This window comes from Alteromonas ulvae, from assembly GCF_048987005.1.
Lineage (GTDB): Bacteria > Pseudomonadota > Gammaproteobacteria > Enterobacterales > Alteromonadaceae > Alteromonas.
Genome location: NZ_CP185261.1, coordinates 1,994,480 through 2,006,904, shown reverse-complemented (window position 1 = coordinate 2,006,904; position 12,425 = coordinate 1,994,480). Strand labels below are relative to the sequence as shown.

Annotated in this window: 9 protein-coding genes; 3 read left to right on the top strand and 6 right to left on the bottom strand. The window is 43.8% G+C overall.

From position 1 onward, the window contains the following. Positions 1–94: 94 nt before the first annotated feature. The 4 genes from ACOJR9_RS08750 to ACOJR9_RS08735 form a co-directional block, all read right to left on the bottom strand. On the bottom strand, positions 95–451 hold the full coding sequence (locus tag ACOJR9_RS08750) for a hypothetical protein (RefSeq protein WP_420935887.1): 357 nt from the start codon (positions 449–451) through the stop codon (positions 95–97). A 240-nt stretch (positions 452–691) separates the two neighbouring features. Then, entirely contained in the window at positions 692–2,941 is a 2,250-nt protein-coding gene (locus ACOJR9_RS08745; protein WP_420935886.1) for a prolyl oligopeptidase family serine peptidase, read from the bottom strand. A 33-nt stretch (positions 2,942–2,974) separates the two neighbouring features. Next, the gene (locus tag ACOJR9_RS08740; protein WP_420935885.1) at positions 2,975–6,124 is read right to left on the bottom strand and encodes an efflux RND transporter permease subunit; all 3,150 of its coding nucleotides are present in this window, start codon (positions 6,122–6,124) and stop codon (positions 2,975–2,977) included. After that, positions 6,121–7,368 (bottom strand): efflux RND transporter periplasmic adaptor subunit, encoded by a 1,248-nt coding sequence (locus tag ACOJR9_RS08735; protein WP_420935884.1) that lies wholly within the window; start codon positions 7,366–7,368, stop codon positions 6,121–6,123. Before ACOJR9_RS08735 ends, ACOJR9_RS08740 begins: the two co-directional genes overlap by 4 nt. Positions 7,369–7,678: 310 nt before the next feature. Here ACOJR9_RS08735 and ACOJR9_RS08730 point away from each other — a divergent pair, with 310 nt between their 5' ends. Beyond that, positions 7,679–7,987, top strand: a complete 309-nt coding sequence (locus ACOJR9_RS08730; protein ID WP_420935883.1) for an isoamylase early set domain-containing protein — start codon at positions 7,679–7,681, stop codon at positions 7,985–7,987. Between the two features lie 107 nt (positions 7,988–8,094). Here ACOJR9_RS08730 and ACOJR9_RS08725 read toward each other — a convergent pair whose 3' ends face one another. Together ACOJR9_RS08725 and ACOJR9_RS08720 are read right to left on the bottom strand one after the other, a co-directional pair. Further along, on the bottom strand, positions 8,095–9,021 hold the full coding sequence (locus tag ACOJR9_RS08725; protein WP_420935882.1) for an electron transfer flavoprotein subunit alpha/FixB family protein: 927 nt from the start codon (positions 9,019–9,021) through the stop codon (positions 8,095–8,097). Then, positions 9,018–9,770, bottom strand: a complete 753-nt coding sequence (locus tag ACOJR9_RS08720; protein ID WP_032095834.1) for an electron transfer flavoprotein subunit beta/FixA family protein — start codon at positions 9,768–9,770, stop codon at positions 9,018–9,020. The genes ACOJR9_RS08725 and ACOJR9_RS08720 overlap by 4 nt, the downstream gene beginning before the upstream one ends. Before the next feature lie 371 nt (positions 9,771–10,141). On the opposite strand from ACOJR9_RS08720, the gene ACOJR9_RS08715 reads away from it, so the two are divergent. Further along, complete coding sequence (locus ACOJR9_RS08715) at positions 10,142–11,791, top strand: electron transfer flavoprotein-ubiquinone oxidoreductase (protein ID WP_420935881.1); 1,650 nt, start codon at positions 10,142–10,144, stop codon at positions 11,789–11,791. 154 nt (positions 11,792–11,945) lie between these two features. Then, the gene (locus tag ACOJR9_RS08710; RefSeq protein ID WP_420935880.1) at positions 11,946–12,344 is read left to right on the top strand and encodes an H-NS family nucleoid-associated regulatory protein; all 399 of its coding nucleotides are present in this window, start codon (positions 11,946–11,948) and stop codon (positions 12,342–12,344) included. Positions 12,345–12,425 lie beyond the last annotated feature (81 nt).

Sequence of the window (12,425 nt, the reverse complement as noted above, 5' to 3'; positions counted from 1 at the left end):
AATCTATAAAAAATAAAGCGGTAGCTTGCATTGCAGCTACCGCTTTTTTATGTACCAATATTACTATCAAATAGCTCTTTTTCCAGTTATCCAATTATGCCGCTAACTGAACGTCTTGCTTAGCGCGCCTTACTAACTGTTCTAACTTTCTGCATACTTTCACCCAACGCGCCACACGTTGATAGTAAACCTGTTCTATAAGGTTACCCTTTTCGTCAAACAAAAAACTCGCCAGCTTTCCCTTGTGTGAAGGCAAGTAGAAGTGGTGAACATTAAAACACTTCGATAACGGCGCATGCGCTACTTTTTGGTACATGCAAAACGGTAAGCTGTTTGCTCTTTCGTCACCGCCAGTCAATCGCACTCGACGTTGAAATTCATCTGCACCAGGACTCACTAAAATGCCATATTTAGTAATTAACGTATCTACTGACTTAATACCTGTTTGCATATCGTCTCTCCTGCCAAAGCTTAATCATCATCGGAACACGCTTTCTACCTAGTTTTTCTACATGGTTGCAGTAGTAAGAAAGAGTGACGCCATTTTAACTCGAATCATTTTAAACCACACTGTATATATACAGTATATTTATCTTTGTACGAAATGCAAACAAAAAAAGCCGCTCATAAGAGCGACTTCTTAATATAGAGTAAAATAGGTGAATTTTAGTTGGTCATTAGGGCATAAAACCTAGTGCAAAGCAGCTTCTAGAAAAGCCCATTGGTCGGCATAGCCCTGAATACGCATCCATGTGGGTGTGCCAGCACCATGACCTGCTCTGGTCTCAACTTTTAGCAGTATGGGGTTATCACAACCTTGGGCGGCTTGAAGCTGTGCAGCAAATTTATAACTGTGCCAAGGGACAACCCTATCGTCGTGGTCGCCTGTGGTTACCATAGTCGCGGGGTAACACGTGCCTGCTTTTGTGTTGTGTAACGGCGAATAAGCATAAAGCGCTTCAAACTGTTCTTTGTCTTCACTCAATCCATAGTCTGAAGACCATGCCCGAGCATTCGCGCTTGGCGTATGGTAGCGCAGCATGTCTAACACGCCCACTGCCGGTAAGGCTGCAGCAAACAAATCCGGCCGTTGAGTGATAACAGCACCAACCAATAAGCCTCCATTTGAACCGCCCTGCACCGCCAGCTTTTCACTTGATGTATAGCCTTTATCAATCAGAAAATTTGCCCCTGATATAAAATCATCAAACACGTTCTGCTTGTTTAATTTAGTGCCAGCTTGATGCCATTGCTCGCCGTATTCCCCCCCACCACGAATGTTCGCGACAGCGAGCACGTTACCCTGCTCTACCCACACCATGCGAGAAATAGAGTAGCTAGGCAGTAAAGAAATATTAAAACCGCCATACCCGTACAATAATGTTTTGTTATTGCCGTCGAGTTCTATGCCTTTTTTATGCACAATAAACATAGGTACTTGGGTGCCATCTTTACTGGTATAGAACACTTGCTTGGTCACGTAGTTGTCGTAATTGACGCCAGTTTCAATGGTTTTAAAAACAGAGCTTGTTCCGGTGTTTAAATCGTATTTAAAAACCTGCCCAGGGTTTGTAAAACCGGTCAGCTTATAAAATGTCGAGTTTGCATTTTTACTGCCATTAAAGCCCGATACATTACCAATATCTGAAAACGCTAATTCCTTTAACTTATTGCCTTTGGTGTCAAACACAACAACGTGTGCTTTTACGTCTTTTAAGTACTGTACAAACAGTTTGTCGCCAAACAGAGAAACATCGCTAAGCGTTGCATCACTACTTTGAATGATGGTGGTTCTATCACCGACGACTTTGCCCGTTGATGACGTATCGCTTGCCGGGCTATCCGTTAGGGAAACTTGAATTACCTTTCCGGTAGGTGCGTTTTCAGTAGATGAGAAAAAGAGCATGTTGCCTTCTTCACCGATTAGCTCGTACCTGCCATCCCATTTATCAAAAATTGGTACCAGAGGCCCTTCTTCGGTAAGGGATTTCGCATAGACACCATTTGACTGATAGCCTTCGAATACAGAAATAAGCAGCGTTTCGCCATCTTGAATTACCTCAGGATACGGGTTCCATGTTGGTTTATCATCAAACTTAAATACAAGCTTGTCTTCGCCCTGCTCAGTGCCCAATTCATGAAAGTAAATTGAAACGGTTTGGCTATCGTCATACTCACCGTTTTCATCTTTTGGGTAGCGAGAATAGTAAAAACCCGTTTCGTCAGGCAACCAAGCGATGTTAGTGAATTTCACACCGCTTAAGATATCGTTAACGTCTTGCTTTGTACTCACATCTCGTACGTGCACTGTTTTCCAATCGCTGCCGCCGTCAGACAGTGTATAGGCAAGATAACTTGCTTGGGGGCTCACCTCGGTAGAGGCCATAGACACGGTGCCATCGTCACTTAGCGTGTTAGGATCGATAAGTACTTCAAATTCTCCTTCCACATCACCAGACACATACATGACGTACTGATTCTGTAGTCCGTTGTTGTACGTATAAAACACCGTCGAATTAACCATATAAGGTGTAGAGTACTTCTCGTAATCCCAAAGCGCAGTTAGGCGCTCTTTATAACGCTTGTGAGATGGAAGCGCACTTAACAGCGGTTTAGCTAACGCATTTTGCGCATCAACCCACGCTTTTACTTCAGGTGTATTCTGCGCTTCTAACCATCGGTAAGGGTCGTTGACACTTACCCCATGATAGTTGTCTACTTGAGCAACCGTTTTTGTTGTTGGGTAAGCCCCCGATGTAACAGACAGCGTAGGCTGCTTTATAGAAGTGCCTGTATCTTGAACGCTTACTTCTTGTGCGCTTGGGCTGAAGATGTCTGCGCCTTCTTTTGAGGCCGAATCAGATTGGTACGCCGAGTTACAGGCAACCGCAGCACCGGCCGCAAGCACCACAGCAAATGAACGCATTATTTTAATTTTCAAATTACTCTCCTTAAAAACTCGGCTATTTTAAGATCAGCCTGCATTTTCAATTTCAGAATTGCTGTTTGCCCCGCTATTCTTACCCTTAAAAATCATTCTTATGTCGTTAAGAATTAAGTAAAGCGCCGGAACAAGAAGCAGTGTAATGACAGTGGCAAACAAAATACCGAACGCCAGTGAAATGGCCATTGGTATTACAATTTGCGCCTGTAAGCTGCGTTCAAATACGATAGGCATCAGGCCCATAAAGGTAGTCAGTGAAGTCAGGATAATGGCCCTAAAGCGCTGCGTACCAGCACTTATGGCGGCATCCATTAACGACAGTCCTTCCTTACGTGCCCGGTTAACAAAATCAACCATAATGAGGCTGTCGTTTACCACAACCCCCGACAGCGCGATAATTCCGCAGATGGACAGCACGCTTACCGCCATACCAAGCACCAAGTGACCAATAATGGCACCCACCACGCCAAACGGTATTACCGACATAATAATAAGCGGCTGACTGTAAGAGCGAAGCGGAATGGCCAACAGGGCATAAATGGCAAACAGAGCAAACAGCAGTCCTTGCATCAAACTGAAAATAGCATCTGCTTGTTCTTTCGAGTTACCCTGTAGTTTAAATTCAACGTTGGGATAGCGAGCAAGTAAGTCTGGTATAATGTTATCTACAACATCATACGTCACCTCTGACGGGTCCATTAAGGCCTTATCCACTACACCTGTAATGGTAACCGAGCGTTTACCGTCAACGCGAATGATAGAGTCGAAGCCTTGACCTAAATTGAAGGTCGCAACTTGCTCAAAAGGAATTTCTTGGCCGTTTGGCGCTCGCACGCGCATATTTTCAAGGTGCTCAATAGAGCTGCGTTCAGATTTTGGATAGCGCACCATCACTTTAATTTCTTCATCGTCACGCTGAATACGCTGTACCTGCGCGCCGTAAAAACCAAAGCGAACTTGTTGCCCTAACTGCTGCAACGTAATGCCAAGGGCATCCGCTTGTGGCTTAAGCGCCAGCTGAATTTCATCGCTACCACCAGAGAACGTATCGTTAATGTCGGTAACGCCTTCGTAGGTATCAAGAACTTCTTTTATTTCATCCGTAATGGCGCGAAGCGCATTAATGTCGCTAGAACTAAATTCAAAACTGAGGTCTGCACCACCGCCTGGCCCACCTGGCGAGCTAATGCTAAAGGTTTTCACACCGGGGATCTCTGGTACTTCTTCCCGCCAGCGATCTTGAATATCAAAGTCTGACAGTGTGCGAGTTTCCCCTTTGGTGAGCTCTGCAAAAATTTCACCACCCAAGTTTCCGTTATTGAAGGTCATGGCGTGTTTAATAACGTTAGTGCCCGTTTCTTCTTCAATCTTTTTGTCCATTCTACCCATGGCATCTCGAAGGGTATCGAGCACGCGGTCGCGCTGAGCAATAGACGAGCCCGGCTCTAATTCAAAGCTTGCCGACATAAAGTCGCTTGGAATACTGGGGAAAAATACAAACCGCACAATCCCGCCGCCAAATAAACCAACCGTTAGAATAAGCATGGCTAGGAAAGTGGCTACGGTGGTATAGCGGTTTCTCACGGCCTTAGCCAAAAATGGAGCATAGGTATTGTGAATAAACCTCTTGATGCCTTCGCTAAAAAAGTCTCTAAAGCGCTGAAACTTATTTGCTTTCGCTGGGTCGTACGGCTTGAGTTTCATGTGCACTAAATGCGCGGGTAATATGAGTTTCGACTCTATTAGAGAGAAGACAAGACACACAATAACCACCATACCGATGGTTTTCCATATGATGCCAAAGGGTCCAGACACCATCAGCATTGGTGAAAATGCAGCAATGGTTGTTAACACCCCAAAGGTGGCTGGCATTGCTACCTTTTTAACCCCAGCAATAACATTTTCGGCGCTATGGCCCTTCGCGTCTATTTCGGAGTAGGCAGACTCCCCCATAATAATGGCGTCATCTACCACAATTCCCAGCACAAGTATAAAGGCGAATAAACTTAACATATTGATAGACACGCCGATCATGTCTAATGGCATAACCAGTAATGTGCCTAAAAAGCAGACTGGTAGGCCAACTATCACCCAAAAGGCCAGTTTAATTTTGAGAAACAGTGACAGCACTAAAAACACTAATAATGCACCGAAAAACATATTTTCGAGCATCATGTTTAATCTATCAGCGAGGTAAAACGAGCTATCTCCCCATGTGTCTGCCGTAATATGCGCTGGGAACGTTTCTTTCGCTGTATCGATGTATTGATTAACTTGCTCAGAAATTTCTAGAGCATTTTGGTCGCCCACTGCTCTTACGCGCAAGCTTACAGCATCTTTTCCGTCAAACAGGGCGTACTGATTATTCTCAATAAAGCCATCATTGATATAGGCAACGTCACCAAGTGTTACACGCGTGCCATTGCTGTTTGACACTAAGATAATTTGTGAAAAATCCCAACCCGTGTACGCCTGACCTTTTGTTCTTAATAAAATGTCACCGTTTTCAGTTCTAATTGAGCCGCCTGGCAAATCGATACTTGACTGGCTAAGGCGGGCCACAACATCAGCGAAGGTAAGATTATACTTTTGCAGATCAGACTCAGATAACTCAATTGAAATCTCATAATCGCGAGCGCCCACCACCTGAACACTCGAAATACCCGGAAGGTTTGCAATATCATCGCGAAGGTCTTTGGCAAACTCTTTTAATTCTCGCTCGCTGGCATCGCCATACACCGAGACCCAGATAACGTCTTGCTGAATCTTTTGTCGATATATAACCGGCTTTTCCGTATCGGCAGGAAAGCTGGGGATTGCATCAACCTGTACCTTAATTTCATCGAGCAAAGACTTAACGTCGTAGCCCTCTTCCACTTGAATACTGACAGTCCCCATACCTTCAACGGCGGTAGCGTTAAGCTGCTTAATTCCCTCAAGCTCTTTTACGGCTTCTTCTATTTTAAGCAGTACGCCCTCTTCCACTTCTTGTGGCGCTGCGCCCAAATAAGGAACTCGAACATTGACTACATCAATTTCGAAACTTGGAAACACTTGTTTTTGAATGGAAAATGCACCAAATAAGCCACCAACGACCAATAGCCACATCAATAAGTTAGCGGCTACGTTGTTGCGTGCAAACCAAGAGATTAAACCACCATGGGTATCTACACGACTCATTCGTTGCCACCTTCTGACGTCTCAGTATTAATCTGTTCTTTTTCTGAACTCTTGTCAGTATTGTTGTCTAGTTCAGCTTCTTCAGCTAACACTATTTCGTCGCCTGGTAAACGAACTTTCATTCCGTTATAAGGGTTAGGAACTGCACTTGTCACTACCAGCGTGCCTTCGTCGATACCGCCGCTGATAAACACGTCTTCAGCCGTGGTACGTGTTACATCAACAGGAACAATTTCAAGCTCGCGATTTTCATTTACCGTCAGCACGGTATTATCTAAACGAAGAATATTGCGAGGAAGTACGATTAAGCTTTCGTCTCTGCCTGAGGTAATCTCGGCTTCAACAAATTGTCCAAATCGGAGTGGAGAGTCTTTTTCATCATTTATTTGATATGGTAGCGATACTTCAACGACGGCAAAAACGACGCGACTTCCGGTATCTAAAATACCTTCAGAGCGAACCAAGCGCCCACCCCAACTGCGTTTTGCACCGCCTACCGTGGCTCGCAACGTAACTTCTGCACCGTCTGATGATTGGTCGGCAATGTTGATAAACCTCAGGTCGCCATCGGTAATTGGCAATCTTACTTCAGCGGTATCCGTTGAATATACCATACCAATTGGCGTTCCCATTGCTACAAACTGACCTAAATCGATATTTCGCTCAACCACAATACCGTTGTAAGGCGCTTTTATTTTAGTGCGCTCCAAGTTACGTCTTGCACGTTCTAATTTTGCTTCGGAAGCTTTTACATTTGCTTGCTCTTTTGCCAGTTGCGGTTTGCGCAACCCCAGCTCGGGGGGCGTTGAGTTGCGTACTGAACGCCATTCTTGTTCGGCAACTTTCCCTTGTGCAATTTCCTCTTCCAGTGCAGCTTGTGCTTGGGCAAGCTCAGCCTCAGCAAGCTTCATATCGGTCATGTAATCATCTTGCTCTAGCACCGCAAGCACATCACCTTTTTTAAACGTGCCCCCTACCACAAAATGGTCAGATAGAGAGACGACCTGTCCACTTACCTGAGCACTCAACGCAGTCTGATGTTTTGGGACAACATTGCCCTGTGAACTGACGACAAAACTAATAGACTCAGGAGATACCTCTTGGGCGTCTACCAAAAAGGCTGGTATCTCAACGGGAACTTGTTCAGGTGGCTTTTTCGCGCTGATCATAATTGCTGCGGCAACGAACGCAACAACAATGATAATAAGTGGTATACCACTTTTCTTTAAACCAGAGTACTTCATTTTTCTATCCCTAGGAACGTGTTGCAGAGGTCTGTTAAATAAGACCTGATATTTTATTATCGTGTCTAACCAGTGTACTGATTTTTCTTTTTTTTGCTTTACATAGATTGTTAGATTTTATGTACTTTTTTCGAAAAATCGTATCACTATATAAAGCACCAGTAATATAAGGAATTATTGGGCTAATAAAAAGTCTGATTGAAAAACTTTCGATAATCGGTGATTATTTATGCGCTCAATTGAAAAAGAGCGTTAGAAAAGACACTTTTTCTTGAAATAATTTTTTCGCTACGTTGAAGAGAAACACATTATGAGTCTTAAGAAGCAATACCTTAAATCTAAACCAGTGTGCAAAGTGACATTTCGACTGAATGCGGAAGCAGCAGGAGACGCGAAAAATGCAGAGCTTTGCGGGGATTTTACTGGCTGGGACGAAAAGCCCCTGTCGATGAAAAAGCTGAAAAGCGGTGACTTCACCCTAACAGTTAACCTAGAAAAAGATGCCGAATATCAATTTCGCTATCTTTTAGACGGTAAAACTTGGGAAAATGACTGGGAAGCCGATGCATACAGAACATCGCCGGTTAGTTTTGAAGAGAACTCCGTAGTTCGCGTCTAAGTCACGACAAATACAAATAAAAAATAATTACAGACTCCCTACAAGAAGGGCTGCCCATTGGCAGCCCTTCTTATTCATCTCGCTGTTTCCAACGTCGGTATATGGTTTTAAATCGCACCTTCCAATTCTGGAAGCACGTCAAACAAGTCACCCACCAAGCCGTAATCTGCAACTTGGAAAATAGGCGCTTCTTCGTCTTTGTTAATCGCAACGATAACTTTAGAGTCTTTCATACCAGCAAGATGCTGAATGGCACCAGAAATACCCACTGCAATATAAAGCTGAGGAGCAACAATCTTTCCTGTTTGACCCACTTGCATGTCGTTGGGCACAAAACCGGCATCAACGGCTGCACGAGATGCACCCATAGCTGCGCCTAGTTTGTCAGCAATACCTTCAAGCAGCTTGAAGTTCTCGCCGTTTTGCATACCGCGACCGCCAGAAATAACGACATCGGCAGCAGTAAGCTCAGGACGCTCTGACTCTGTAAGCTCTTCAGATACAAAATCAGACTTCTCGTTTGCTTTTACTACGTCGATAGCAGTAACTTCAGCGCTGTTACCTGTTGGAGCGGCATCGAAAGACGCAGCTCGCACAGTAATCACTTTCGTTGCGTCGCCTGATTGTACAGTCGCTATCGCATTACCCGCGTAAATAGGGCGAATAAACGTATCTTCGCTTTCTACGCCAATAATATCAGAAATTTGAGCTACATCGAGTAGTGCCGCAACGCGAGGCATGAAGTTCTTGCCTGTGGTTGTTGCTGCAGCAATGACATGAGAATAATCGCCGGCTAGTTCAAGTACTAGGTCTGCAACATTCTCAGCTAGCTGATATTTGTAAACCGCGTTGTCTGCAAGCAATACCTTAGTAACGCCGTCTACTTGCGCCGCTGCATCGGCAACCGCTTGACATCCCTCGCCAGCAACCAATACATGAATGTCGCCACCCATTTGCTTTGCAGCGTGTACTAGCTTATTCGTTTCGGTTTTTAGGCTCGCATTGTCGTGTTCTGCGTATACAAGTACTGTCATGAGATCACCTTCGCTTCATTTTTAAGTTTATCTACTAACTCAGCAACGTCTGCTACCTTGATACCACCCTCGCGCTGTGGCGGTGGCGTTACTTTAAGCACTTTCACGTGAGACTCTAGCGCTACACCAAAGTCTGCAGCTGCTTTAACATCTAAAGGCTTGCGTTTTGCCTTCATGATGTTTGGAAGTGATGCATAACGAGGTTCGTTTAAGCGAAGATCAGTGGTTACTACCGCAGGAAGAGAAAGCGCAATAGTTTGAAGGCCGCCGTCCACTTCACGTGTAACGTGCACTTTTTCACCGTCAATGGCTACTTCAGAAGCAAACGTGCCCTGAGGCATTCCCGTTAATGCTGCAAGCATTTGGCCCGTCTGATTATTATCAGAGTCGATGCTTTGCTTGCCTAGGATAACCAGTTGTGGCGCTTCTTCTTCGACAACTTTTGCTAGTAGCTTAGCAACTTGCAAAGAATCTAAGTTTTGATCGGTATCAATCTGAATGCCGCGATCAGCACCTAATGCCAGTGCTGTGCGAATTTGTTCCTGGCAGCTTTTATCGCCAATTGAAACGACAACGATTTCAGTAGCAATGCCCTTTTCTTTTAATCTTACTGCTTCTTCAACAGCAATTTCACAAAACGGGTTGATGGCCATTTTTGCATTAGTAAGGTCGACGCCAGATTCATCGGCTTTCACTCTTACCTTAACGTTGTAGTCGATCGCGCGTTTGACCGGTACGAGTATTTTCATATTTACCTCAATTATAGAGTTCGTCGGTGTCTATTACGTTTCACTAATAATTAACTATTAAAAATTAAAAACGTATTACTTCACCACGCTTTTTGAAACTTTAATAAAGCACTTTACGTTAAAAAAGAAACCGTGGAACGTCCGTTTTTACAAGGCTAGCTTGCAAAAGGCGTTAACACCACGTTTACCAACGCATAAAATGCGTCGACAGTTAACGTTAACGTAACCTGCTATGCAATGTACTTACTGTTGACGTAAACGTCAACCTGGATTACCTTGCAGGGCGACAACTAATTTACATGTTTTTGACACATTGCATTATTTGTTTCATCAATAGTGCATTATAAAAATACGAACATAAGGAGCCTCCCGTGGAACGAGAATCGATGGAGTTTGACGTAGTCATCGTCGGTGCCGGCCCAGCTGGACTATCAACTGCTTGTAAGCTGATGCAGCTTGCAAATGAAAATGACCAAGAATTACTGGTTTGCGTAGTCGAAAAAGGCTCCGAAGTAGGTGCACATATCCTTTCTGGGGCTGTATTTGAGCCCCGAGCCATGAATGAACTCTTTCCCGATTGGAAAGAAAAAGGCGCGCCCCTTAATACGCCAGTCACCGAAGATCACATTTACCTGCTCAACGATGAGAGCTCGGCCAAGAAGCTGCCAAACGGTATTACCCCAAAAACCATGCACAATGAGGGCAACTACATTGTTTCGATGGGTAATGTTTGCCGCTGGCTTGCAGAGCAAGCCGAGCAGTTGGGCGTTGAAGTATTTCCTGGCTTTTCTGCCGCAGAGACTATCTATAACGAAGACGGCAGCGTTGGCGGTGTAATAACTGGCGACATGGGTGTTGGCGAAAATGGCGAACATAAAGATGGCTACATGCCGGGTATGGAGCTTCGTGCAAAGTACACAGTATTTGCAGAGGGTTGTAGAGGACATCTCGGAAAAGAACTTATTTCCCACTTCCAGTTAGACAAAGACAGTTCTCCACAACATTATGCCATTGGCTTTAAAGAAATTTGGGACATTGACCCAGCCAAACACCAGCCAGGTTTAGTGGTGCACAGTGCGGGATGGCCACTCGATGAGGCCACAGGCGGTAGCTACATGTATCACGCCGAAGATAATCAAGTGTTCGTAGGTTTAATTGTAGACCTTAATTATGAGAATCCGTATCTAAGCCCTTTTGACGAATTTCAGCGTCTAAAACATCACTCGGTATTTAAGCAATATCTTGAGGGCGGCAAGCGCGTTTCTTATGGCGCTCGCGCCATTGCTAAGGGTGGTTTTAACTCATTACCTAAAATGACATTCCCTGGCGGTCTGTTAGTAGGTTGTAACGCTGGCACGCTGAACTTTGCAAAAATTAAAGGCAACCATACGGCCATGAAATCTGGCATGCTGGCAGCTGAAAGCATATTTGAAGCAATAATAGAAAATAACGAAGCACCGGTTAAAGAATTAACCAGTTTCACAAACAAATTTAAATCGTCGTGGGTATACGATGAATTATTTCGCTCGCGTAACTTTGGCCCAGCAATTCATAAATTGGGTAATTTCTGGGGCGGTGCATTTAACACCTTAGAACAAAATTTCTTTAAGGGAAATTTACCCTTTACCATGAAGGACGAGCATAAAGATTATGCGCAGCTAAATGAAGCAGATAAATCAAAAGAAATCAGTTATCCAAAACCTGACGGAGTGTTGAGCTTTGACAAACTATCTTCTGTGTTTTTATCCAATACAAACCATGAAGAAGATCAACCCTGTCATTTGCAACTGAAAGATCCTTCTATTCCCATTCAAATAAACTTACCCAAATTTGCAGAGCCTGCACAACGTTACTGCCCTGCTGGTGTTTATGAAATTGTTGAAGAGGAGGGCGAAAAGCGTTTTCAGATTAATGCGCAAAACTGCGTACACTGTAAAACCTGCGATATTAAAGACCCAAGCCAGAACATAAAATGGGTAGTACCTGAAGGTACCGGCGGTCCTAATTATCCAAATATGTAAATCTCAAGTCGATTAGCGTAAAGGTTTGTTTTTTAGCGACTGAATTATGCTGTATATCGTATAAAATTAAAAAGTGGGCTCTGCCCGCTTTTTTTTTGCCCATTTATTAATTATCATCATTGTGAGTTTACACCCGACGTACAAAGGTTAATTAATGAGTGAATTTTTAGATATTTTAACCCATGGAAGACGTTTACAAGGTGCAGTAAAGGAATTAAGCATTGAAGAACTGGAAAAAGTTCAAGAAAAACTAGTGAATATTGTAGATAAAAGAAAAGAAAAAGCGTTACAAGAAGAAAAAGAAGCACAGGAAAAACACAAAAAGCTTGCTGCTATTAAACAGCAAATGGAAGAAGCAGGCTTAAACCTTGAAGATCTTCAGGTCTTAACTAGCGAAACAAATAAGAAAACAGGCAAAAAACGCCCCATTAAATACAAGCTTGTTGACGATAAAGGCGTTGAGCATCCATGGACCGGTATTGGCAGAATGCCACGGGTTTATAAAGACGCCCTCGACAGTGGAAAATCGTTGGATAGCTTCTCAATTAATTAAGGCTTGCCTTAATACATGCTGTTATTAACTTCATTTATATAGGTCTGCATTGCAGGCCTCTTTTTTTCATCAACCTAATTG

Excerpts from the sequence above, each read along its gene's own strand:
- ACOJR9_RS08750 (WP_420935887.1), bottom strand. The coding sequence starts at position 451 with ATGCAAACAGGTATTAAGTCAGTAGATACGTTAATTACTAAATATGGC.
- ACOJR9_RS08740 (WP_420935885.1), bottom strand. The coding sequence starts at position 6,124 with ATGAGTCGTGTAGATACCCATGGTGGTTTAATCTCTTGGTTTGCACGC.
- ACOJR9_RS08735 (WP_420935884.1), bottom strand. The coding sequence starts at position 7,368 with ATGAAGTACTCTGGTTTAAAGAAAAGTGGTATACCACTTATTATCATT.
- ACOJR9_RS08730 (WP_420935883.1), top strand. The coding sequence starts at position 7,679 with ATGAGTCTTAAGAAGCAATACCTTAAATCTAAACCAGTGTGCAAAGTG.
- ACOJR9_RS08725 (WP_420935882.1), bottom strand. The coding sequence starts at position 9,021 with ATGACAGTACTTGTATACGCAGAACACGACAATGCGAGCCTAAAAACC.
- ACOJR9_RS08720 (WP_032095834.1), bottom strand. The coding sequence starts at position 9,770 with ATGAAAATACTCGTACCGGTCAAACGCGCGATCGACTACAACGTTAAG.
- ACOJR9_RS08710 (WP_420935880.1), top strand. The coding sequence starts at position 11,946 with ATGAGTGAATTTTTAGATATTTTAACCCATGGAAGACGTTTACAAGGT.